Annotated in this window: 21 protein-coding genes and 1 pseudogene; 10 read left to right on the top strand and 12 right to left on the bottom strand. The window is 73.3% G+C overall.

Features of this window, described 5'->3' with window-relative positions; all coding sequences use genetic code 11:
• Positions 1-133: 133 nt before the first annotated feature.
• A complete protein-coding gene (locus AB0K25_RS28280; protein ID WP_219460552.1) occupies positions 134-1,003 on the bottom strand; it encodes a hypothetical protein in 870 nt (289 codons plus the stop codon).
• A gap of 135 nt (positions 1,004-1,138) precedes the next feature.
• Here AB0K25_RS28280 and AB0K25_RS28275 point away from each other — a divergent pair, with 135 nt between their 5' ends.
• Positions 1,139-1,930 carry an SDR family NAD(P)-dependent oxidoreductase gene (locus AB0K25_RS28275; RefSeq protein ID WP_219460555.1) on the top strand — a complete coding sequence of 264 codons (792 nt, stop codon included), beginning with the start codon at positions 1,139-1,141 and terminating at the stop codon, positions 1,928-1,930.
• Positions 1,931-2,111: 181 nt separating this feature from the next.
• On the opposite strand, the gene AB0K25_RS28270 is transcribed toward AB0K25_RS28275, so the two are convergent.
• The 6 genes and pseudogenes from AB0K25_RS28270 to AB0K25_RS28245 all read right to left on the bottom strand — a co-directional run.
• The gene (locus AB0K25_RS28270) at positions 2,112-2,702 is read right to left on the bottom strand and encodes a hypothetical protein (protein ID WP_363823648.1); all 591 of its coding nucleotides are present in this window, start codon (positions 2,700-2,702) and stop codon (positions 2,112-2,114) included.
• Positions 2,699-4,093, bottom strand: coding sequence for a hypothetical protein (locus AB0K25_RS28265; RefSeq protein WP_363823646.1), 1,395 nt, complete (start codon positions 4,091-4,093; stop codon positions 2,699-2,701). Before AB0K25_RS28265 ends, AB0K25_RS28270 begins: the two co-directional genes overlap by 4 nt.
• Positions 4,090-4,890, bottom strand: a complete 801-nt coding sequence (locus AB0K25_RS28260; protein WP_219460559.1) for an ABC transporter ATP-binding protein — start codon at positions 4,888-4,890, stop codon at positions 4,090-4,092. The genes AB0K25_RS28265 and AB0K25_RS28260 overlap by 4 nt, the downstream gene beginning before the upstream one ends.
• 82 nt (positions 4,891-4,972) lie before the next feature.
• On the bottom strand, positions 4,973-5,776 hold the full coding sequence (locus AB0K25_RS28255; protein ID WP_219460561.1) for a hypothetical protein: 804 nt from the start codon (positions 5,774-5,776) through the stop codon (positions 4,973-4,975).
• Positions 5,773-6,342 carry a sigma-70 family RNA polymerase sigma factor gene (locus tag AB0K25_RS28250; RefSeq protein ID WP_219460563.1) on the bottom strand — a complete coding sequence of 190 codons (570 nt, stop codon included), beginning with the start codon at positions 6,340-6,342 and terminating at the stop codon, positions 5,773-5,775. The genes AB0K25_RS28255 and AB0K25_RS28250 overlap by 4 nt, the downstream gene beginning before the upstream one ends.
• A 139-nt stretch (positions 6,343-6,481) precedes the next feature.
• Positions 6,482-6,640: pseudogene (locus AB0K25_RS28245) on the bottom strand (RNase III inhibitor); the annotation flags it as partial.
• A gap of 186 nt (positions 6,641-6,826) precedes the next feature.
• On the opposite strand from AB0K25_RS28245, the gene AB0K25_RS28240 reads away from it, so the two are divergent.
• On the top strand, positions 6,827-7,267 hold the full coding sequence (locus AB0K25_RS28240) for a hypothetical protein (protein WP_219460570.1): 441 nt from the start codon (positions 6,827-6,829) through the stop codon (positions 7,265-7,267).
• Positions 7,268-7,395: 128 nt separating this feature from the next.
• On the opposite strand, the gene AB0K25_RS28235 is transcribed toward AB0K25_RS28240, so the two are convergent.
• Positions 7,396-8,133 carry an isocitrate lyase/phosphoenolpyruvate mutase family protein gene (locus AB0K25_RS28235; protein WP_363823643.1) on the bottom strand — a complete coding sequence of 246 codons (738 nt, stop codon included), beginning with the start codon at positions 8,131-8,133 and terminating at the stop codon, positions 7,396-7,398.
• 268 nt (positions 8,134-8,401) lie between these two features.
• Between AB0K25_RS28235 and AB0K25_RS28230 the strand changes: the two genes are divergently transcribed.
• Positions 8,402-9,775 (top strand): PQQ-binding-like beta-propeller repeat protein, encoded by a 1,374-nt coding sequence (locus AB0K25_RS28230; RefSeq protein ID WP_363823641.1) that lies wholly within the window; start codon positions 8,402-8,404, stop codon positions 9,773-9,775.
• Between the two features lie 120 nt (positions 9,776-9,895).
• On the opposite strand, the gene AB0K25_RS28225 is transcribed toward AB0K25_RS28230, so the two are convergent.
• Positions 9,896-10,396 carry a PepSY domain-containing protein gene (locus tag AB0K25_RS28225; RefSeq protein WP_357534012.1) on the bottom strand — a complete coding sequence of 167 codons (501 nt, stop codon included), beginning with the start codon at positions 10,394-10,396 and terminating at the stop codon, positions 9,896-9,898.
• A 76-nt stretch (positions 10,397-10,472) separates the two neighbouring features.
• Complete coding sequence (locus AB0K25_RS28220) at positions 10,473-11,774, bottom strand: HAMP domain-containing sensor histidine kinase (protein WP_208570559.1); 1,302 nt, start codon at positions 11,772-11,774, stop codon at positions 10,473-10,475.
• A gap of 196 nt (positions 11,775-11,970) precedes the next feature.
• On the opposite strand from AB0K25_RS28220, the gene AB0K25_RS28215 reads away from it, so the two are divergent.
• Complete coding sequence (locus AB0K25_RS28215) at positions 11,971-12,441, top strand: septum formation initiator (protein WP_219460588.1); 471 nt, start codon at positions 11,971-11,973, stop codon at positions 12,439-12,441.
• Positions 12,442-12,918: 477 nt separating this feature from the next.
• The gene (locus tag AB0K25_RS28210) at positions 12,919-14,460 is read left to right on the top strand and encodes an RICIN domain-containing protein (RefSeq protein ID WP_308290682.1); all 1,542 of its coding nucleotides are present in this window, start codon (positions 12,919-12,921) and stop codon (positions 14,458-14,460) included.
• Between the two features lie 36 nt (positions 14,461-14,496).
• On the opposite strand, the gene AB0K25_RS28205 is transcribed toward AB0K25_RS28210, so the two are convergent.
• Both AB0K25_RS28205 and AB0K25_RS28200 read right to left on the bottom strand, forming a co-directional pair.
• Entirely contained in the window at positions 14,497-15,612 is a 1,116-nt protein-coding gene (locus AB0K25_RS28205; protein WP_363823638.1) for a HAMP domain-containing sensor histidine kinase, read from the bottom strand.
• Entirely contained in the window at positions 15,609-16,268 is a 660-nt protein-coding gene (locus AB0K25_RS28200) for a response regulator transcription factor (RefSeq protein WP_219460596.1), read from the bottom strand. Before AB0K25_RS28200 ends, AB0K25_RS28205 begins: the two co-directional genes overlap by 4 nt.
• Before the next feature lie 185 nt (positions 16,269-16,453).
• On the opposite strand from AB0K25_RS28200, the gene AB0K25_RS28195 reads away from it, so the two are divergent.
• The 5 genes from AB0K25_RS28195 (at position 16,454) to AB0K25_RS28175 (ending at position 21,942) form a co-directional block, all read left to right on the top strand.
• Positions 16,454-17,365: a trypsin-like serine protease gene (locus AB0K25_RS28195; protein ID WP_363823634.1), complete on the top strand. Its 912-nt coding sequence runs from the start codon at positions 16,454-16,456 to the stop codon at positions 17,363-17,365.
• 161 nt (positions 17,366-17,526) lie between these two features.
• A complete protein-coding gene (locus AB0K25_RS28190) occupies positions 17,527-18,519 on the top strand; it encodes a Gfo/Idh/MocA family oxidoreductase (protein ID WP_219460603.1) in 993 nt (330 codons plus the stop codon).
• A gap of 9 nt (positions 18,520-18,528) precedes the next feature.
• The gene (locus AB0K25_RS28185) at positions 18,529-19,452 is read left to right on the top strand and encodes an ABC transporter permease (protein WP_219460605.1); all 924 of its coding nucleotides are present in this window, start codon (positions 18,529-18,531) and stop codon (positions 19,450-19,452) included.
• A 3-nt stretch (positions 19,453-19,455) separates the two neighbouring features.
• Positions 19,456-20,403, top strand: coding sequence for an ABC transporter permease (locus AB0K25_RS28180; protein ID WP_363823630.1), 948 nt, complete (start codon positions 19,456-19,458; stop codon positions 20,401-20,403).
• A 21-nt stretch (positions 20,404-20,424) separates the two neighbouring features.
• Positions 20,425-21,942: an ABC transporter substrate-binding protein gene (locus tag AB0K25_RS28175; RefSeq protein WP_219460611.1), complete on the top strand. Its 1,518-nt coding sequence runs from the start codon at positions 20,425-20,427 to the stop codon at positions 21,940-21,942.
• Positions 21,943-21,968: the final 26 nt, after the last annotated feature.

Below are 21,968 nucleotides of genomic sequence, written 5' to 3'. Positions count from 1 at the left end.
ATCGCGCCGAACACCTCGGTCGACGTCGGCTTCCAGGCCACCCACACCGGCAGCACGGCCCGACCGTCCTCGTTCACGCTCAACGCCGCCACACATCAGGGGATACGCCAACCCCGTCGCGGTGCGGTGCAGGTCAGCGGGTGGAGATGCCCCCGCTGAGCGCGGGGGAGGTCAGACCGGCCTCGTTCGAGACCACCACGACGTGGACGAACGCCTGGGGCATGTGGGTGAAGTGCCAGGTACGTCGTCCGGTGTCCGGGGTGCCGTAGATGACCGCCCGGGCGACGCCGACCTCGGTGGTGGGGATCGGCGCACCCCAGGTGGGTATCGGGGTCGGCAGCGCGGGTCCACCCGGCGGGGTGGTCGGCAGCCCCGGATCGGTGGGGGTGTCGTCCGGGGTGGTCTGAAGCCAGCTCAGGTCGATCCGGTAGTTGTCCTCCCGCACCGAGTTGTCGGTGAAGGTGACGTCCAGCGTCCGCTTGCCCTCCTGGTACCCGGCGGACAGCGTCAACGCGCTGGGCGCTGCCGGGGTGACGCGGTACTGCGGGCAGGACAGCGGGGCGACTTCGGGCACCGGTTGGCTGCCGTCGGGCACGTTGTTCGCGGTGACACAGAATCCGTGCACCCCGGCCAGCGCCGAACTCGGCACCGTGAAGGAGAAGCCGACGAACGCGCCCCGCTCGACGTGCCACAGGTTCGCCGGGCGGGTCACCGCAGGTGGTACGTCGGTCTGCACCGTCACCTGCACCGGGCCGCCGTTGGGATCACTGGCCCACCCGCTGACCCGGACCGCCCCGCCGACGTACTCCCACGACTCCAGCCAGCCCATCGGATACTTGTCGCTGCCCACCGGTGGCGGTGTCGGCTCGGCCGGGCTGTCGTCACAGGCCGGCGGCGGGTCGGGCACGTCGCAGTAGGGGCGGGCGAGCGCGGTCCCGTTCGCGACCACGGTCAGACCGGCGCTGAGGGTGAGCGCCAGGCCGATGGCGAGGAGTCTCTTCATGCCCACAGCAACGCAGGCACCACTTGTGCCGGACTTGGCGCGGCGGTCGGTGGCCGCGTTCAGCCGCCGCCAAGTGTCAGGAGCTTTCCTCGGTCGTCGCGCCGGGGCGCGCGGCGGCACGCAGAGAGGAACACCATGGGCAGCATTCTCGTCACCGGCTCGGTGGACGGCATCGGTCAGCGCACCGCGGCGCAACTCGTCGCCCGTGGGCACCGGGTCGTCCTGCACGCCCGCAACGAGGAACGGGCGGTGGTGGCCAAGGCGGCGGTTCCGGCCGCGGCCGGGATCGTGGTCGGCGACCTGCGCTCCATCGAGGAGACCACGGCGCTCGCCCGGTCGTTGGCCGCGTTCGGCCGCTTCGACGCCGTCGTGCACAACGCGGGAATCGCCCGGCTCGACGCGCCGACGCGGGAGTTGACCCGGGACGGACTGGAGTCGACGTTCCAGGTCAACGTGCTCGCGCCGTACCTGCTGACGGCGCTGTCACCGCCGCCCGGGCGGCTGGTGTTCGTGTCGTCGGCGATGGCCGCCGACGGGCTGGCCGACCTGACCGACCTGCGGTACGACACCCGCCCCTGGCACGGCGTCGAGGCGTACTCCCGGACGAAGCTGCTGGACCTGGCGCTCGCCTTCGCGGTGGCCCGCCGGTGGCCCGGTGTGCTGAGCAACGCGGTCGATCCCGGCTGGGTGCGTACCAGGATGGGCGGCGACGCCGCACCGACGAGCCCGGACGACGCCGCGCGGGAACTGGTGCGCCTCGCCGTGGACGTCGACCCCGGGGCCCTGGCCAGTGGACGGTACGTCAGCGCGCGGGACTGGCGACCGGAGCGCTCGCGGATCGACCCGCTGGGGGACGAACTGCTCCTGCGGTGCGCGCAGCTCACCGGCGTCGAGTTGCCCGGACCGGGCCGGGCGGGAGGGGCCTGACGCCGGTCGGCCGGTGCGCCGAGGCCCACGGCGGTGGGCAGCGCCCGGCGACGGTCGTCACGCCGGTCGGTTGCCGGTGCGTCGGCGGCTCAGCGCGCCTGGTCGAGCCGGAGCGCCGCCCGCGCGACCGTCGACCGGCACGCCACCCCACGGTGCGGGTGGCGTGCCGGTCGGCGGCGGACTACTCGGCCGGGTCCCGGCGGGCCGGGCCGGCGACCGCATAGGTGACCAGCCCACCGATGGCGAGCACCGCCGCCACCACCGTGGCGGCCCGGCTGTCGGGCGGTTGGCCCTGCCACGTCGCGACCGCTCCCCAGGTGCCCGGCTGTGGGTAGAGGGCGGCGATGGTGGTCCAGCCCAGTGGCAGGAACCAGGACCGGGCGGCGCCGACCACCGTGGCGCACAGCGCCATCAGACCGAGCAGCCCGGTGGCGTCGCGGACCACCAGCGCGACCGGCCCGAACCGGGCTCCGGTGTGCCGCGTGGCGAGCAGGACCACCAGGATGATCAGCAGGCCGGCGAGCAGGTGCACCGCGCGCCGCCAGGCCCAGCGCACCGACGCGGTCCGCTCCAGGTTCTCGTCCGGGCCGGCGAGGGTGGGCGCGAGCGCCGTGACCATCAGCAGGACGGTCAGGACGACCATCATCGGGGTGACGTCCCGCTCCTTGGCGAAGGCCAGGTACAGCGCCCAGAGCGCCGCCACCCCGCCGACTGCGGCGGCCAGCGCCAGCGGCACGTGTCGCGACCGTAGGTAGAGCAGCGTCCAGGTCACCGGGCACTCCGCGACAGCATCCCGGTGGGGTCCTGGCAGGCCCGCAGGGCGTCGCGGACCGTAGTGACCCGGGCCAGCGCCTCCGCTTCGGGCAGGTCACGTAGGCCCCGCCACAGGGTGACCGCCTCGGGGTTGATCCCGGGGTCCTCCTCGATCATCCCGGGAACCACACCCACGTCGGACCGCGGCTCACGGCCCAGGAGCCAGTAGGCCGCCGCCCGTTCGACCACCTCGTCGCCCTCTTGGCACTTGCCGTCGTACGGGACGCCCAGGTGCCCGACGATCTCGGGGACCACGGCGGCCGGGTGGGCGAGCCGGCCCCGCTTGTCGATTCGGATCTCGATCGTGACGACACCCGGCTTGGTGACCGGTGTGACCTGGTCGAACGTGATCGTGCGGGTGTCCTCGTGCACGACGGCCGCCGCATCAGGCATTTTCGCCAGCGCCGTGAGGCCCTCCCGGGCCAGCGGGGTCACCGTGTCGAGCACCTTGGCGTGGACCCGGCTGACGCACACCGTCGGGGTGTCGTCGGTGCACACCAGCTCCTGCGCGACCGGGTCGACCGGCCAGTTGAGCGTGTCCCGGTCGTGGGGGAGGACCGTCGTGGCCACCACGAACCCGAGCAGCACCGGCAGCACCGCCATCGCCCGGACCCGCCAGCCGTCGGCGACGTACAACAGCAGGCCGGTGGCGGCGAGCGTGATCATCGAGATCGCCAGCGCGCCGCTGACCCGGTTGTCGATCGTCTGGTAGTCGTGGAACGGGCCCGAGCCGTGGGCCGGGGAGATCGCCGCGGCCACCCGATCCGGCGTACCGACGGTGACGAAGAAGACCAGCAGCACCCCGCCCACCGCCAGCGCCGGTGCGGTCACCAGGGCGGGCAGCAACCGCCCGATCCCCAGTCCGAGCCACCCCGCAGCGACCAGGGACAGCGCACCGACCGTGGTGACGACGACGAAGTGCAGCAGGGGCAGGTACGACGCGGTGGTGACGATCCAGGCGATGCCCGCCACGGTCACCAGGAGATAGGCGGTCACGAGGGTGAGGGCCATCGTGCCGAGCACCGGCAGCATCCGCCCGGCGCGGGACCGGGCGGTGGTGGCGAACAGTTCGCCGACCTTCGCCCGGTGCTCCCGGCGACCCTGCCAGGCGCCGGCTGCGAGGGCCAGCGGCCACAACAGGAGCAGGTACTCCCGGATGGCCAGGGCCAGGGCCATCCAGCCACTCGACCAGCGGCCGGTCGCCACGTACAGCGCGCCGACCCCGACCACCACCGTGACCAGCGCAGCGCCGACCGCGGCGGAGCGGCGCAGTTCGATGCCCATGATGCTCATCCGGGCCCCCCGCTTTCCTTCGGGCTGCGGTGCGGCGTGGACGGTCCGCCCGCTCATCGGGCGGCCTCCGCGCGGTGCTGACGCAGCAGCGCGGAGTAGCCCCGCTCCGCCGGGCTGTCGCCGGCGTGGCCCGCGTCGCCCTGCGCGGCGAGCACCTCGGGCGTGCCCCGCCACACCAGGCGGCCCTCGTTCACCAGCACGACGTCGGTGCAGGCCGCCGCCACGTCCTCGACCAGGTGGGTGGAGACCAGCACGCAACTGTCGGTGCCGAGGTCGCGCAGCAGCTCACGGAAGTCGAGTCGCTGTTCCGGGTCGAGGCCGACGGTCGGCTCGTCGAGCAGCAGCAGCCGCGGGTCGTTGACGATGGCCTGGGCGATGCCGGCCCGACGCAGCATGCCGCCGGAGAGCGTCTTGAGCCGGGCGTCGGCCCTGGCGGTGAGCCCGACCCGGTCGATGGCCCGCTGCACCGCCGCCGGGATGGCGGACCTGGGCATCTCCTTGAGCCAGGCCAGGTAGCCGACGAACTCGCGCACCGTGAACCGGGGGTAGTAACCGAAATGCTGGGGCAGGTAACCCAGGTCGCGGCGCACCGGTCGCAGCTCGGCGCGGCCGTTGACCGGGTGCCCGAGCAGCGTCAACCGGCCACCGGCCGGGGCCACGACGGTCGCCAGGGCCCGCATCAGCGTGGTCTTGCCCGCGCCGTTGGGGCCGAGCAGCCCGTGCACGCCGGTGCCCAGGGCCAGGTCGAGGCCGTTGACGGCCAGGTGCCGACCGGCCCGGACCTGTAGGGCCTCCGCGTGGATCGTCCAGGGATAGGTGGTGGCGGTCGTCTCGACCGCGCTCACGGCACGCATCGTCGTCATCTCCTTCAGTGATCGCCTGGGGGCGGCGTGGGATACGGCCCGGAGGGCCGGGTGGCGGGTGGCGGGTGGGGGGTTACCCGTGGTGGGAGAGCCGCCGGAATCCGTTGGCCCGCAGGAGGGCCATGATGGTCAGGACGACCGTGGCCAGGGCCCAACTGGGGGCGCTCTGCGCCGACAGCAGCACCGGCAGCCGGGCGGCGACGAGGCTGGGGGCGACCACCGCGAGCGTCCAGACCGTGACCAGTCCGATCGCAGCGTGGCGTACCCCGACGAGGGTGCCCAACAGGAGCGTGGCGGCGGTGAACGCCAGGCAGGGCAGCAACATCAGGGCAAGCGACATCCCGGTGCCGGCACCGACCACCGCGAGCACGGGAATGACGAACGCCAACACCGCAGCCGTACGCCGCAGCAGCATCGTCAGACCGCTGGCGGGCGTGGCGGCGATCAGCTCCCAGGCCGGGTCGGCCCGCCGGTGCCAGGCGACGGCCACCCCGGGCAGCGGTGCCAGTGGTGCGATGAGCAGCACCAGCGAGGGGGTGCCGACCCACAGCGCACCGAGTACGGCCGCACACGCGAGCACCGTGCCGGTCATCGCCAGCCACGGCAGCAGCGTGCCGACGAACCAGCGGTGTCGCAGCACCGACCAGGGCCGGCTGCGGCCGACGGGCACCGCCGCCGTCGCGATCTCGCGGTCCAGCACCAGCGCGACCTGGTCGATCACGGCCCGGCTCGCCCCGGTGGTGCTGCCGGCCAACCGGGCGCGGCAGTCGGCGCAGTCCTCCAGGTGCACCTCGATCGCCCAGACGCCGGGTTCGTCGAGTTCCGGATCCCCGGCGGCGTAGCGTTCGATCTGGGACAGGCTGGGGTGGGTGGTCATGACAGCGCCTCCCGGAGGGCGATGCGGGCTCGGCGGACACGGGATTTCACGGTGTTCTCCGGTACGCCCAGCAGCACCGACGCCTCCCGCGAGGAGAGCCCGTCGAGGACGGTGGCCCGCAGCGCGGCCCGGACCTCGGGTGGCAGGACGAGCAGGGCCTGTTCCAACTCCTGGCCGATCCGCGCGGCCATCACCTCGTCCTCGGCGGCCGGGGCCGTGCTCGGCATCAGCTCCACCTGCGGCAGTCGGCCCTTGCGCGCCCGGTGGCGGAACGCGTCGACCAGGCGGTGGGCGGCGATGGTCCACAGCCAGCCCACGGCGCTGCCCTGCGCCCCGGCGCTGTCCCTGCCCCGGGGACCGGCGAAGCTGCCCGCCGCCCGCCAGACCGCCAGGTAGGTGTCCTGGAGCACCTCGGCGACGACGTCGGGGTCGGCGCAGCGACGGCGCAGGCGCACCTCCAGCCACGGCGCGGTACGCCGGTAGAGCTCGTCGAACGCCCGCCTGTCTCCGCGGGCGACGCGTCGTACGAGTTCACCCTCGTCGGCCGCGTCCAGGTCTGTTCTCACACCCGGTCAGACGACGGGTCCACCGGGAATGGGTCCGGCTTCCGTGTGATCGTCGTCACATCCAAAGATCGCGACCGGTGCGGCGTGGTCCGGCCACCCGGGGTGGGGAGGGCGCGGTCGCCGGTCCCGGCCGGGCGGGTCATCCGGCCGCCGCCAGCGCGTCCCGCAGGTGGGCATGGGTGTCGTCGTCGAACGCGACGAGCCGGATCCGTTCGAGGTTCGTCGGGGTGGCCCGGACGGTCGCGACGGCGACGCGGGCGGCCCGGTCGGGCGGGTAGCCGTACACGCCGGTGGCGATGGCGTCCACGTTCTCCCGCGTGATGTCACCCTTGACGACCTCGATCACTGCCATCGCACAATCCTGACACATCAGGGCGAAGCCCCGCCGGGTCGCCGGTCCCCGCCGGCACCGTCCGGCGACCTCGTGGGCGGCCGTGCCCGGGGCTGCCGGCCGGCGGGGGCCGACCCACGCTAGTTTGCTCGGATGAGTCTGCTCGATGACGTCGCCCAGCGCGACGGTTGGCGGTGCTGGGTGTGCGACGAGCCGGTCGACGCCGACAGGTCGGTGAACGACCCCCGGGGGCCCAGCGTCGACAGCCGCACCGCCGACCGGAAGGCCAAGGTCGTCGAGCGGCTCGCGCACCGTGCCTGCAACACCCGCAAGGGCGCGGTCAAGGTGGTCGTCGCCTGGCCGGACCGGCTGCGCGTGGTGGAGCCCGCACCGCTGGTCGCCGTCGCCGAGCGGCTCGAACGCAAGGGCGGCCGGGAACTGGTGGCCCGCTGCCCCAGCCGCCGGGACGCCCAGGAAGCGGCCGACTGGCTGGTGGACCGGTTCTCCCGGTTGGTGCCCGGGCTGCCGGTGACCGCCAGCGTCGAGGCGGGCGGCGGACAGTACCTCGTCGCCCTGGCCGCCCACCGCCGCTGACCGGCGACCCGGCTGGCCGGCGACCCGGCTGGCCGGCGCCGCGATGGCCGTTGGCAGGTGGCCGAACGACGGTGGCAACGGTCGGCCGGGCGGGGCGGCGGCCCCGGTGGGTGCGCCGTCCGTCGGCGTCAGAAGGCTCCGGGCCCGGCGTTGACCTGCGCGTAGGAGGGAAGGTCCCCGCGTACCGGATGGCCGTCGCGGACGGCCAGGGCCGTCTCCACCGTGGCGGCGAGGGCGGCGCGGAAGAGCAGGGAACCGGTGCTGATCCGTCGTACGCCGAGCTCGGTCAGGGCGGCGACGGTGTGCCGTCCGGGCAGGAAGAGGACGTTCACCGGGACGTCGACCGCCGCCACGACGGCGGCGATGTCGGCGGGCTCCGCCAGACCGGGAACGAACACGGCGTCGGCGCCGGCGTCCGCGTACCGCCGGACCCGACGCAGGGCCTCCGTCAGGTCGCCGGGGCGTTGCCAGTGGGTGTCGGTCCGGGCGTTGACGAACAGGTGGGGGACCTCCCGCTTCACCGAGCGGATCAGCGTGGCGTGCGTGTCGGCCGGACCCATGGCGTCCTCCATGTTCACCCCGACGGCTCCCGCCTGCGCCACCGCGACCGCGGCGTCGACCGAGCCGGTCTCGATGTCGACGGTGACGGTGACCGGGAGGGTCGCCAGGCTCCGGGTGAGGCGCAGGGTGTCGGCGTCGGCGGCGTTGACCCCGTCGGGCAGGCCGTTGGCGGCCGCGACGCCGAGGCTGGTCGTACCGAGCGCCGGGAACCCGGCGTCGACCAGGGCGCGGGCCGAGGCGACATCCCACACGTTCGGCAGGACCAACGGATCGCCGGTGCGGTGGAGTGCGGCGAAGTCCCTCACGCCCGCGCCGCCGCCGTGGTGGCCGGTGGGCCGGACGGAGAGTCGTTCAGGACGGCGTCAGGACAGCTGGTCGGCATGTGGTGAACCCTACGACCCGCACCGCGCGACGACCGGCCGGCCGGGAGCACGGGCCCGCCCCCGCACGCCGCCGCCGACCCGCGAGGACCCGCTATCCGACGGCCGTGCCTGGTCACCGGCGATCGACGGGCGGGGTGTGCGTCGAGGCCCTAGGGTGGCGGCTCTGGCCGGCCGATCGAGGGAGAGACCGTTGTCGCCGTCGTACCACCCCGCCCGTCGGCGCAGCGCCGTCGTCGCCCTGAGTCTGGTCGTCGGGCTCGTCGGCTGCGCCGCGCCCCGGGCCGAACGGGCGCAGCCGCCACCCGTGCGGGTCGAGGAGACCCAGGAGAGCCTGCGCGACGGCAGCGCCTCGCCCGCCCCGGCCGGCCCCCGGCCGGCCTGGTCGGCACCGGTGCGGCGGCTGGACCAGGAGTTGGCCGAGGTCGGGCAGCTCATCGTCGTGCCCGACGAGCGGGAACTGCGCGCCGTGGACCGCGCCACCGGGCAGGACCGGTGGCGGCACCCGTTCACCACCGGCTACCGCTACGTGGTCGTCGGCGGGTCGATCGTGGCCGGCGACAACGACGACGGCGGTGTGGAGGTGCTCGACGCGGCCACCGGCGTCACCCGGTGGCGGGCGGCGGAGACCCAGGACGTCGTCGTCGACGACCGGGCCGTCTACGCCCGGGAATGTGCCGGCACCGGCAGGTCGGCGACCTGCGCGATCATCGGCCGGGACGTGCAGACCGGTCGCCAACTGTGGAAACTGCCCTCCGACCGGTTCGCTCGGGTGAGCGACGTGACCCTCGGCGCGCGCACGCCGTACGCGCCGGCTGCCGGCCGGTACGTGGCGGTACGGCTGAGCACGTCCGACCGCCCGGCCACCTACACCCCCGTCGCCCCGACCACCGGCCGGACCGGTGCCGGGCGGCTGCCGAACCGGGCCTGGTACGGGTTCGTCGCCGGTGACCTGCTGGTGAGCACCGACAACGATCCGCCCAAGGGTGACCAGCGTTGCACGGTCAGCATCACCAGCGTCCAGGCGGCCAGTGGAGGCCGGGGCTGGTCCGGGGTGGTCTACAGCGGGCGCCGGGAGAACGGCGAGTGCGCCAAGCGGTTGGTCCACGACCGCAGCGGGCAGACCCTGATCGGCAGCGGCACCCGGCTCGTCGCGGTCACCGCCGACGAGCGACCGCAACTGGTGGACCTGCGCACCGGCGCGACGGTCTGGAAGGGGGCCGCCGCCGGCGTACCGATCGATGGTGACGACCGGTCGGTGCTGGTGCGCGACAAGGCCGACACGGGCGGGTTGGCGTTGCTCGACCTGGCCACCGGCGCGTCCCGGTGGACCGCGCCGGATCCGGCGCTGCCCGGCACGTCGGCGAGCTGGCGGTCGGCGGTCACCGGGGGACTGGTGGCGGTCAGCGGGGCCGAGGACGGCCGACCGCAGGTGCTGGTGTACGACGTCGGCACCGGTCGTGAGCTCGGCCGCTACCCCGGCTGGCTCGCCGGGGCGGGGCGGGACTGGGTCGCGGTCAGCCATTCCGGCACCGGCGGTCTCGCGGTGGACCTGCACACCTTCTGAACCTGACGACCGGGCACCGGCGGCGACGTGCCCCGGCGGAATCCGCCGGGGCACTCAGCTCACCGCCGTCGGCGGCCAGGGTGGCGTCGGGGCAGTGCGGTCGGCGCGGTCGCCGACCGGTCAGTCGTCGTCACCGTCGTCCGAGTCGTCATCGTCGTCGTCGTCCTTGCCGGACCTGTCGTCGTCGTCCGCCTTCTCCTGCTCGGACTTGACGACGGCGCCGTTCTCCCGGTCGACCTCGACTTCGTGCTCGGTGTCGCCGTTGATGATCTCCACGCTCCACACCGGGCGGCCCTCCTCCTGCTCCCGCTCGATCTCGGTGATCTGACCAGCGCCCACCTTGGCCAGGGCGATCTCGCCGGCACGCTGCTGGCTGACCGCGTCGTCGGTGGTCGGGGCGGTGCTGCCACCGGGAGCCGGCGAACCGGTCGTCGGCGTGCCACCGGGCGTGCCGGGCGTGGAGGCGGTGGCACTCGGGTCGACCGGGGCGGGAGCGGTCGTCTCGGCGGTGGGCGTGGCGACCGGTGCCCGTTCCGCGGCGGACACGCCGAGCGCCGTGCCGGTGACGGCGAGGACGACGGCGCCGCCCGCGGCCGCCAGGAGCAGGGATGTGCGCTTCATGGTGCGTACCTCCGGGGTTTCTCGGTTGTTGCAGTGAGCGTGCCCCGGCGGTGGATAGCGGCGCGCTGTGCCGACCCTAAGCTCCGGTTAAGGACGACCCGGGCGGTCCGAGCCGGAGTGTCACGACCGCGCCGCCCGCCGCGCCACCACCCAGGTCGAGCTGTCCGCCGCTGGCCTGCGCGGCGCGGCGGGCGATGTCCAGCCCGAGACCGGTCGACCCGGCCCGGCTGGCACCCCGCTCGATCAGGCCGGCCGGGATCCCCGGTCCCGCGTCGGCGACGGTCAGGGCGGCGCCGGCGGCCTCCCGGGTCAACCGGACGGTGAACCCGGTGCCGTCCGGGGTGTGCGCGAAGACGTTGCCCAGCAGGGCGTCCACGGCTGCGGCCAATTCGTCGGCGGGCACCCCGACCGGCAGCGGCCCGGCCGCGAGGTCGAGGTCGACCGTGCGGCCGGTGTCCTCGGCCAGCACCGACCAGAAGGCGACCCGTTCGCCCACGATCGCGGCGGCGTCGGCGGTGACCGTGCCGGGGCCGGTGTCGTCGGGGACGCTGCGCCAGCGGGCCTGCCGGATCAGGCCGGTGACCGCCCGCTCCAACCCGTCCACGGCCGCCGCCACCCGGGCCGCGTCGTCCGGGTCGCGCAGCGACTCCGCCTCCAGCCGGAGCGCGGTCAGCGGCGTACGCAACCGGTGCGACAGGTCGGCCACCTGCTCGCGTTCCTCGCGCAGCAGCACCTGGATCCGGGCGGCCAGGTGGTTGAGCGCACCGGCGACCTCGCGCAGTTCCGGTGGGCCGGCCGGTTCGGCGCGGGCGGTCAGCTCGGCGTTGGCCAGCCGGTGCGAGACCGAGGAGAGTTCGGTGATCGGCCGGACCAGGGTGCGGGCCAGCCGGTCGGCGACGGCGAGGCCGAGCAGCACGAGCACGATGCCGAGCGCGGCCAGCACCAGCCAGGCGCGGGCCACCCCGGCAGTGACGTCGGCCCGGGGCACCACGGTGCGGATCACCCCGGTGCCGTCGGGTCGGCCCTGCACCGCGATTACGATCTCCCGACCGCCGTCCAGCTCCGCGGTGAGGCTCTGGCCCCGGGCGGCGAGGGCCACCGCGGGGGTACGCGGTTCCTGCGCGCCGAGCACCGTGCCGTCGGGCAGGTAGACGCTGACCGGTCGACCCGACTCGGCGGTGAGCTGCTCGACGGTCAACCGGATCGTCGCGGTGTCGGCGGTGCCGACCACCGGCACCAGCCCCTGCACGTCGGCGGTGGCCCGGACGGTGGCCCGGTCCTCGGCGACCGTGCGCACCAGCAGGGCCAGCGGCACCAGGAAGGCGACCAGGGTCAGGCAGGTGGTCGCCGCGACCAGGAGCGCCAACCGCCGTCTCATCCGTCCTCCTGTCCGGCCGCACCCCGGCGGCCCCGCCGCAGGGGCGGGCGAGCCTGCTCACGGCCACCGCGCCGGGTGGGGCAGGTGCACCACAGCTTGGCAGGCTAGCCGGTCCGCCGGCGGCCGGGTCACTCGTTAACCCTCGTTTATCCTCGCGCCGTGCGGGGCTTGGCGGCCGATCCGGCATAGTCGGGGCATGGGTCGTCGCGCGTTCCTCGCCACCGCCGGCTGGCTGGCCGCCGCCGTGCTCGCCACCCTGATCGGGGTGGCCGCGATCCGGTTGGTCGGCGAGAGCATCACCGGCACGCCCGGTGGGGTGCGCAGCCAGGCCGAGGTCGAGCGGGCGTTGGCGGCGCCGGCCCCGGCGACGCCGGCCACCGCGTCGCCGGGCCCGGCGGGTCCCGGGCCGTCGTCGGCCGCGGCCTCCTCGACGCCCGGCCTGCGCCGCAGCTTCTCTACCCCGGGGGGTACGGCGGTCGCCGAGTGCGTGGGGGCCGACGTGCGGCTGGTCTCCTGGGCACCGGCCCAGGACTACCGGGTCAAGGACGTGGACCGGGGGCCGGACGACGACGCGGAGGTGACCTTCGCCGGCCCGGCTGGGGAGTTCGAGGTGAAGGTCGGCTGCATCGGCGGCGAGCCGGTGGCCCGCCCGGGGGGCGGTGACTGACGGCCCTGCGGGCCGGGCAGGCGCACGGTCAGGTCGGTTCGACCCGTCGACACGGCGAGCATCGTCGATGCCTTGACACTCCTGATGCGATCGCTAACACTGGTCTGCAATGCGCACGTAACAACCAGGATACTTCGGCGGCACTCCCGCGAAGTGCTCTGGAACTGCTCGTTCGGCACGTCACCCAGACCGGGGTCGGGAGTTCCCGGGACGGACCCGCCCGCCGCTATGTTAACGCTAACATGCGGGCGACTCGTAACGGCGGTGTCCGGCCCCGGCGGCAACCGTGGGCCCGGTCGACCACCGCGGGCGGCCCCGGTGTGGGGCGGCCCGGGGAGCGGGGGTGGTCGGTCGCACCGGTGTCGTGCCACGGGTGGGGGCGACCGTCGGCCCGACCGGAGGTCTCCCGTCGTTGTCCGTTGCCGAGGCCACCCGGACGACCCCGTCCGTGGTCCGACCCCAGAGAGGCCAGGTCACGTGATCGACCAATTCCTGCCCCGGACCCCGGCGCGTGCCGGCGACGTCCCTGCACCGTCCCGCCGTGTCCGGTCGCCACGTCGGCTGCTGGTCGCGCTGCTGGCCGCGGCGACCGCGCTGGTCGGCGGGGTGGTGGTCGCGTCGTCGCCGGCCACCGCCGCCACCAGTGCGTTCCGGGGCATGAACTGGGCCGTGCTGGGGGACAACTTCAGCACCGGCCCGCTCGTCGTGCAGGGTCTCAGCGCATCCGACAGCAACGCGACGGTACGCGCCAAGGCCAACGCCCTCTACGACGACATGGCCGCCACCATGGGGATCAACACCGTGCGGCTGCCCGTCAACACCCACACGGTGGGAACGGCGTGGTGGGAGGCGTACCGGGGGGCCATCGACGCGGCCACCGCCCGGGGGTTCAAGGTCATCCTGGCCTACTGGGAGGACGGCGCGGCCTCTGGCGGCCGGATCACCAACCTCGCCGCGTGGAACGCGATGTGGACCACGGTGACCAACACCTACGGCACCAACCCCAACGTCTACTTCGAGCCGATGAACGAACCGCACGGTTACAGCTCGGCGGACTGGCGCAACGTCGCGGCGAACTGGCTCAGCTCCCACCCCTCGGCACCGCCCGGCCGGGTGCTGATCGGTGGCACCGGCTTCAGCCAGGACCTGCGGGACATCTGCAACGACAGCCGCTTCAACGCCACGCTGCTCTCCTTCCACTACTACGCCTTCTTCTACGGCGCGATGACCTACGACGCCTTCCTCGGTCACATTCAGGCCCGCCTGGGCAACTGCGCCTCCCGCGCGGTCGCGACCGAGTACGGCGCGCCGATGAACGACGGCCGCAACTACGCCGACGCGAACAGCACCGACAACTTCGTGCGCTACATCCGGGCGATGGCCCAGGTGATGCGGGACAACCAGATGGGCGGCACCTACTGGCCCGCCCTCGGTGGCAAGCCCGGCACCATCGGCTACGACTGGTACTCGATGTACGCGCTCACCGGCACCGGCACCGACCTCAACCTGACCGTCCGCAACCCCTCCGGCGCCGACCGGGTCCGCTACGGGTGGGGTGACGCCGTCGGCGGTGGCCCCACGACGCCGCCCCCGAGCACCGGGACGTACTACCGGGTCACCGTGCGGCACAGCGGCAAGGCCATGGACGTGCAGCAGCCCAACACCGACAACGGCGCGCGGGTCGGCCAGTACACCTACGCCGGCAACGCCTGGCAGCAGTGGCAGTTCGTCGACGCGGGCAGCGGCTGGTGGCGGCTGGTCAGCCGGCACAGCGGAAAGTGCCTCGACGTGACCAGCGCCTCCACGGCCGACGGTGCCGAACTCATCCAGTACACCTGCGGCAGTGGCACCAACCAGCAGTTCCAGATGGTCACCAACGGCAGCTACTTCCAGCTCCGGGCCCGGCACAGCAACAAGTGCGTGGACGTGCCGGCCTCGTCAACCGCCGACGGCCAGGTGCTCAAGCAGTACACCTGCAACACCGGCGCCAACCAGCAGTGGTCCCGCACCACCGTCTGACGACGTGACGCCGGGGGTCGGAACCGGGCGGGCGGCTCAGCCGTCGGCCGGTCCGGCCCCCGGGCCGTCGTCCACCGTGGGGAACGAGACCTGCACCCGCAGCCCGTCCCCGCCACGGGCGGACGCGGTGATGATGCCCTCGTGGGCCCGGGTGATCGAGCGGGCGATCGACAGGCCGAGGCCCGCGCCGCCGCTGTGGTCGATGCGGACACCGGACCTGCGCCGGAACGGCTCGAACAGGGCGGCGACCTCGTCCGGTGGCACGTCGTCGCCGGTGTTCTCGACGACCAGCGCGGGCTCCGTGCCCACCCGGACCTCCAGGGTCCCGCCGGGCCGGTTGTACTTCACGCCGTTCTGCACCAGGTTGGCGACCAGCCGCTCCAGCAGCACCTGCTCGCCCACGACCAGCCGTGGGCTCAGTTGGCTGGTGATCGTGACGTCGGCCCCGTCGGCCCGGGCCCGGTGGGCATCGAGCACCGTGGCGACGATCCGGTCGAGCCGCAACGGGGTACGGGTCAGCAGGCCACGGTCGCTCTCGCTGAGCACCAGCAGCCCCTCGATCAGGCGTTCGTTGCGTTCGTTGGTCTCCAGCAGTTGCGCGGTGAGCAGCGCGAGCTGGTCGTCGTTGAGGCTGCGGGCCATGCCGACCTCGATCAGGGTGCGCTGGACGGCGAGCGGGGTCCGCAACTCGTGTGACGCGTCGGCGGCGAACCGGCGCTGGGCCTCGTAGCCCACCGCGATCCGGTCCATCATCTCGTCGATGGTGCGGCCCAGGACGGCCAGTTCGTCGCGGCCCGGGCCGGGCTTCAGCCGGTGACCCAGGTTCTGCGGGCCGACGTTGGCGATCACCGGGGCCAGGTCCCGCAGCGGACGCAGGCACCAGCGGACGGCCGGGTGGCAGGCCGCCAGCATGCTCAGCAGCACGACCGTCAGGGCGATCGCCTGGGGAATGCGGGGCCGGCGGAACACCTGCACGCAGGCGAACGAGGCGTCACCGTCCGGCGCCTGCCACTCGGGTCTGGCGCACCAGGACGGGCCGAACTCCCGCCACAGCGAGAGCAGGAGGTCGGCGGCCGGCGTCACCAACGGGGCGGCGAGCAGGAGCACCCCGACGACCAGGAGCATCCGCCGGGCCGGGGAGGGGAACCTCATGCGCCGAGCCGGTAGCCGACGCGGGGGATGGTGTGGATCACCGGCGGGTCGCCGAGCTTGCGGCGCAGCGTCATCACGGTGGTCCGTACCGTGTTGGTGAACGGGTCGGTGTGCTCGTCCCAGGCCTGCTCCAGCAGGTCCTCGGCGCTGACCACCCGGCCAGCGGCGCGCATCAGCACGTGCAGGACGGCGTACTCCTTGGGGGACAGCGAGAGCGGCAGCCCGTCGCGGGAGGCGGTGTGCCGGGTGACGTCCAGCACGATGCCGTCCTGCTCCAGCACCGGGGGCAGCGCCGGCGTCGAGCGTCGCGACAGCGCCTGCAACCGGGCGGCGAGTTCGGCGAAGGCGAACGGTTTGGTCAGGTAGTCGTCCGCGCCCAGGCCGAGACCCTCGACCCGCTGGCGGATGCCGGCCGCGGCGGTCAGCAGCAGCACCCGGGTCCCGGTGCCGGAGCCGGCGATCCACCGGCACACGTCGTCACCGGTATGGCCGGGCATGTCCCGGTCGAGCACGGCCACGTCGTAGCGGTTGACCGCGAGCCGTTCCAGGGCGCTGTCGCCGTCGTAGACCACGTCGACGGCCATGGACAACCGGCGTAGCCCTTCGGCCACCATGTCGGCCAGCACCCGCTCGTCGTCAGCCATCAGCACCCGCACTACGTCTCCCGCCGCTCGTTCCAGGGTGTCCGGGACCGTCGGCAAGGCTGACACCCGCCGGATAAAGAACCGATAAGGGTGCCGCTGACGCGGCACCCACGGCTGGCCCCTCAGCATCGGAGCAGTTCCTGCTCCCGATCGCACAGGTTGGTGACACCTTGCTCCGACTCGCCACGAATTGTGTCATGGTCGCGCTGGCCGCCACCGCGCTCACCCTCGCCCCCGTCGGTGTCCGGCCGGCGGCGGCGATCGCCCACGGTGAGGACGCGGCCGACGGCGCGTACCGGTTCTCGGTGCGGCTGACCATGGTCGACCTGCCGGTTGCCGGTGGCGGCACCCGGGACAGTTGGTGCTCCGGCGCGTTGGTCGCGCCCCGCTGGGTGATCACCGCCGGGCACTGCTTCCGCAGCCCCGGCGGGCAACGCGTCAGCCGGGTCGTGGCCCGCCGGACCCTGGTCATGGTCGGCCGGACGACCCTCGACAGTCGGGCCGGCCACCAGGCCGAGGCCATCGCGGTCCGCCAGTCGGACGCCGCCGACGTGGCCCTCGTCGAGTTGGGCACCCCGATCACCGGCGTCGCGCCGCTGCGGATCGGTGACACGCCGCCGGTGCCGGGTGAGGTCGTCCGGCTGACCGGCTACGGCCTGACCACGGCAGACGGGCCGGCCCCGGCGGACCGGCTCCAGACCGGGCAGTTCACCGTCGGCCGGGTGGGTGCCGACGTCATCGAGACCTCCGGCCGGCGGCCCCGGGCGGACACCAGCCCGTGCCCGCACGATTCCGGTGGACCCTACTTCCGGGAGCGGGCGGACGGCACTGCCGTCCTGGTGGCGGTGGTCAGCACCGGCCCGGGATGCCCGCATCCGGGACCCGACTTCAGCGCCCGTACCGACACTCTCCGGGACTGGATCACCGACACGACCGACCCGGCCAACCGGCCTTCCCGCTGGGTGCCGGTGGGTGTCGGCGCGGTCCTGGCGCTCCTGCTGCTCCCGGTGGCGCTGGTGACGCGCCGCCGTCGCCGGACGGCACCGGTGCCGGCGCGGGCCGGGCGCGGCGTCGACCGGGTAGGGCGGCGGCCCGGCCGGGTGCGGTAGTCGTCGACCTCGATGCGGTACGGGCGGATTCCGCAATCCCGCAGGTCGGAGCCGAGTGCAGGGGCGAATTCGAGCCTTGCGCGGCCTGCCCCGCAGGTGTACAACTATCGCAGCTAGGTACACACCTAGCTTTCGGTGGTGTGTAACAGTGGGAGCCGGGTGTGGACCGCTTAAAGATCGGTGTCGTCGGGATCGGGGTCCAGGGGCAGTTGCACGCCCGCGCGTTGCGCGACGTGCCGCAGGCCGAACTGGTCGCGGTCGCCGACATCTCGCCGCGCAACCGGGACTGGGCCGAGACGCACCTCGGCGTCCGGGCCGTCCCCGACCTCGGCGACCTCCTCGACGCGGTCGACGCGGTCAGCATCTGCACGCCGGACCACCTGCACGAGGACGCGACCCTCGCCGCGCTCGCGGCGGGCAAGCGGGTGCTGCTGGAGAAGCCGATGGCGCTGTCCAGCGCCGGTTGTGACCGGATCATCGCCGGCCGGCCCGACCCCGACGCGCTGATGATCGGTCAGGTGCTGCGCTTCGACCCCCGGGTGCTGCGGCTGCGGGAGGTGGTGCGGTCCGGCGAACTCGGCGACATCTGGCACGTCAAGGTGTGGCGGTGCACCTCGCAGGCGGTCGGCGAGGGGATCTGGGACCGTACCTCGGTCGCCTGGTTCCTCGGCATCCACGACGCCGACCTGCTCCGCTTCGTGACCGGCCGGGAGGTCGAGGTCACCGGAGCCGTCGGCCGCAAGGTGCTGTCGCCCAGCCACGACGTCGTGCACGCCACGATCCGATTCGACGACGGCGCCATCGGCACGATGGAGAACAACTGGACGCTGCCGCACTCCCGGCCGTCGCGGGCCGACGCCGGCCTGCGGATCGTGGGCGAGCACGGCATCCTCGAGATGAACCTATCCCACAACGACCTGATGTACGCCCGCCGCGACGGTGTGGCCAGCTTCATGGACACGTACTTCTGGCCCAGTCGCGACGGCGGCGGCGCCTACAACCTGCGTACCGAGTTGGCGGCCTTCGTCGACGCCGCGCTGAGCGGCGGACCGACACCGGTCAGCGGTGAGGAGGGCCGGGCCGCCGTCGCCGTCGTCGAGGACATCGAGGCGGCCCTGGCCGGCGGCCCGGTGTCGCCGCCGCCCGGCAGCTGAGAGGTCGGGATGCTGCATTACGCGCTACGTCGCCTCGCGATCTCGGTACTGGTGCTGTTCGGCGCGGCGACGGTGGTCTTCTTCGCGATGCGGGCGGTCTCCGGCGACCCGGCGACCGCGGTGCTCGGGCCGGACGCCGACCAGGCGGCCGTCGAGGCGCTGCGCCGGGAGTACGGACTGGACGCCCCACTACCCATCCAGTACGTCCAGTTCCTCCGCCGTGCCGTCACCCTCGACTTCGGTGAGTCGTTCCGGCTCCACGACGCCGCGACGAACCTGGTGCTCACCCACCTGTCGGCGACGGCCGCCCTGGCGCTGACCGCCTTCGCCATCGCCCTGGTCCTCGGGTTCGCGCTGGGCACCCTGGCGGCGACCCGGCCCAACGGTGTGCTGGACCGGGTGGTCTCGGTGCTGTCGATGCTCACCCAGTCCCTGCCGACGTTCTGGGTCGGCATCATGCTGATCCTGGTCTTCTCCCGGTTCCTGCACCTGCTGCCCAGCTCCGGTGCGGCCTCCCCGGCCGCGATGATCATGCCGGCGGTGACGCTGGCCCTGCCACTGCTCAGCGTGGTGCTCCGGTTGGTCCGGTCCGGACTGCTCGACGTGCTGCACGAGGACTACGTGGTCACCGCCCGGGCCAAGGGTCTGTCCGAGACCCGGGTCGTCGGCTGGCACGCGATGCGCAACATGCTGATCCCCGTCGTCACCGTGGCCGGCCTGGAGTTCGGCAGCCTGCTGGGTGGGGCGGTGATCGTCGAGACCGTCTTCGCCTGGCCCGGGGTGGGTCGGCTGATGACCGACGCCATCGCCGCCCGCGACTACTCGGTCGTGCAGGCGTGCGTGATCACGGTCGCGGTGATCTTCATCGTCATCAATCTCATAGTCGACCTGCTGTACGTCCGGCTGGACCCCCGGGTCCGCGAGAGCGTCTGAGAGGTGACCAAGGTGTCTGACGGCGTACCCGGCTCGGCCGTGCTCGGCACACCGGTCGTGCCCACCGGCGACGGCCGCCCCGACGGGTCTGACGCCCCACCGGTCGTCGTGCCCCGCCGCCGGCGTCGTCGGCTGCGACTGTGGATCCCCCTCGGGGTGATCGCCGGCTATCTGGTGGCCGGGGTGATCGGGCCGCTGATCGCCCGGTACGACCCGATCGCGACCTCCGTCGCCGACCGGCTGCTCCCGCCGGGCAGCCGGATGTCCGACGGCGGCCTGGCCCTGCTCGGCACCGACCAGGTCGGCCGCGACCTGCTGCCCCAGATCATGCAGGGCGCCCGGATCTCGTTGCTGGTCGGCGCGGCGACCCTGCTGCTGGCCGGCACGGTGGGCGCCGCCCTCGGCATCCTCTGCGGCTACCTCGGCGGGGTGGTGGACGCGACAGTCATGCGGCTGGCCGACATCCAACTGGCCTTCCCGTCGATCCTGCTCGCCGTCTTCGTCGCCGGCGTGCTCGGTTCCAGCGTCACCAACGTCGTGCTCACCCTGTCCATCACCACCTGGCCGATCTTCGCGCGGGTGGCCCGGGCGCAGACCCTGGCCACCAGGTCCCGGGACTTCGCCAACGCGGCGCGCACCCTCGGCGCGGGGCCGTGGCACGTCGTACGGCACTGCGTGCTGCCCGCGGTGGCCAGCCCGCTGCTGGTCATCGCCACCGTCCAGCTGGGCTTCGTCATCGTCGCCGAGGCGTCGCTGAGCTTCCTGTCCCTGGGCATCCCGGCCGGCACGCCGAGCTGGGGGACCACCATCGCCAACGGCCGCGACTACCTGGCCAGCGCCTGGTGGATCGCCACCCTGCCAGGCCTGGCCCTGGCCGTCTTCGTGGTCTGCGTCGGCGTGCTCGGCGACGAACTGCGGGACCGCTCCGATCCGAACCTCTCCACCCGTTAACCGTCAGCGAAATGGGAAGACATGAGATCTCCGACCACCCGAATCGGTGCGCTGGCCCTCGCCGGCGTACTCGGACTGACCGCCTGTTCCTTCGGCACCGACGACCGGGCCGGTAGCGGCGGCGACGGCGCCACCACCCTGCGGGTAGCCAACCCGACCCCGGTGGTCTCGCTGAACCCGTTCGCCGCGAACTCGGCCGACCAGCCCACCCTGACCGTCGTCCAGGAGGTCTTCGAGACCCTGGTGGTGCGCGCCGACGGGAAGATCGCCCCGAAGCTCGCCGAGAGCTGGACCAATCCCGACCCGCTGACCTGGCAGTTCGTGCTGCGAAGCGATGTGACGTTCGCCGACGGGACGCCGCTGACCAGCGCCGACGCCAAGGCGTCCCTCCAGGCGCTGATCGACGGCAAGGGGCCGCTGGCCGGGCTGTGGGCCACCGTCGACGACATCCGCACCCCCGACGAGCGCACCCTGACCATCCACACCAAGAGCCAGCTCGGCACCGTGCTGAGCAACCTCACCCTGCTCTGGATCGCCCCGGCCGCCAAGATCGCCGACAACGCGTTCTTCGACGCCCCCTACGGCACCGGCCCGTTCAAGGTCTCCTCGTTCACCGCCGGCCAGGCCGTCAGCCTGGTCCGCAACGAGAAGTACCGGGGGGAGCAGCCGAAGCTGGCCGGCATCTCGTACCGCTACATCCCGGAGGTGTCCGGCCGGGTGACGGCGTTGGCGAACAACGAGATCGACGCGACCTGGGGGTTGCCACCGGACCAGCTGACCGGGCTGCGGGGCAACGGCGACCTGACCGTCACGTCGTTCCCGACGTACGCCAACTACTACATCTGGTTCAACAGCTCCCGTAAGCCGTTCACCGACGCCCGGGTCCGGCAGGCCATGTGGCACGCGGTCGACTTTGCCAAGATCAATAAGTCGCTGTTCGACCAGGCCGGAGCCTCGGCCACCGGCCCGCTGCCGGCGGCCATCTTCGGCTCCGCCAGCCAGAACCCGTACGCCTACGACCCGGCCAAGGCCCGCCAACTGCTCACCGCGGCCGGCTACCCGAACGGGTTCAGCACCACCATGATGTGGAGCAGCGGCTGCTGCACCAACGGGAACTCCTTCGCCGACGCGATGATCAGCGACTGGGCCAAGGTCGGCATCGTGGTCAAGCCCCAGGAGCTGGAACGGGCCACCTGGCTGGACAAGCTGCTCAAGCTCGACTGGGACAGCACGATGACGACCGGCAGCACGGTCACCGGCGACGCCGACTTCACCCTGGCCCGGCTCTACCTGTCGACCGCCAAGCGCAACGGCTACGCCAACCCGGAACTGGACCGCATCCTGCTGGCCGCCCGGGCGGAACTCGACCAGGACAAGCGGGCCGCGCTGTACGCCCAGGCCGGAAAGATCGTCTGGGACGACGCGGTGGGCATCTTCCCGCTCGACCTCAACGGCAACGTCGTGCTGCGCAAGGGCGTCGAGGGATTCACCCCGACCCCGAACGACCTGCCGGACTTCGCCGGCATCTCGCTGCGCTGACCCGAGAACCGGACCCGGAGGACCCG

The organism is Micromonospora sp. NPDC049257 (assembly GCF_040678915.1).
In the GTDB taxonomy this organism is placed as follows: domain Bacteria; phylum Actinomycetota; class Actinomycetes; order Mycobacteriales; family Micromonosporaceae; genus Micromonospora; species Micromonospora antibiotica.
Note: the sequence above shows the minus strand (reverse complement) of the source record. Positions and strands in the feature narration are given on the sequence as shown.

Bases quoted from the DNA above. Each gene is read 5' to 3' on its own strand.
- AB0K25_RS28225 (WP_357534012.1), bottom strand. From the start codon at position 10,396: ATGAAGCGCACATCCCTGCTCCTGGCGGCCGCGGGCGGCGCCGTCGTC.
- AB0K25_RS28205 (WP_363823638.1), bottom strand. From the start codon at position 15,612: ATGAGGTTCCCCTCCCCGGCCCGGCGGATGCTCCTGGTCGTCGGGGTG.
- AB0K25_RS28255 (WP_219460561.1), bottom strand. From the start codon at position 5,776: ATGACCACCCACCCCAGCCTGTCCCAGATCGAACGCTACGCCGCCGGG.
- AB0K25_RS28220 (WP_208570559.1), bottom strand. From the start codon at position 11,774: ATGAGACGGCGGTTGGCGCTCCTGGTCGCGGCGACCACCTGCCTGACC.
- AB0K25_RS28215 (WP_219460588.1), top strand. From the start codon at position 11,971: ATGGGTCGTCGCGCGTTCCTCGCCACCGCCGGCTGGCTGGCCGCCGCC.
- AB0K25_RS28195 (WP_363823634.1), top strand. From the start codon at position 16,454: ATGGTCGCGCTGGCCGCCACCGCGCTCACCCTCGCCCCCGTCGGTGTC.
- AB0K25_RS28185 (WP_219460605.1), top strand. From the start codon at position 18,529: ATGCTGCATTACGCGCTACGTCGCCTCGCGATCTCGGTACTGGTGCTG.
- AB0K25_RS28175 (WP_219460611.1), top strand. From the start codon at position 20,425: ATGAGATCTCCGACCACCCGAATCGGTGCGCTGGCCCTCGCCGGCGTA.
- AB0K25_RS28280 (WP_219460552.1), bottom strand. From the start codon at position 1,003: ATGAAGAGACTCCTCGCCATCGGCCTGGCGCTCACCCTCAGCGCCGGT.
- AB0K25_RS28275 (WP_219460555.1), top strand. From the start codon at position 1,139: ATGGGCAGCATTCTCGTCACCGGCTCGGTGGACGGCATCGGTCAGCGC.
- AB0K25_RS28260 (WP_219460559.1), bottom strand. From the start codon at position 4,890: ATGCGTGCCGTGAGCGCGGTCGAGACGACCGCCACCACCTATCCCTGG.
- AB0K25_RS28240 (WP_219460570.1), top strand. From the start codon at position 6,827: ATGAGTCTGCTCGATGACGTCGCCCAGCGCGACGGTTGGCGGTGCTGG.
- AB0K25_RS28265 (WP_363823646.1), bottom strand. From the start codon at position 4,093: ATGAGCGGGCGGACCGTCCACGCCGCACCGCAGCCCGAAGGAAAGCGG.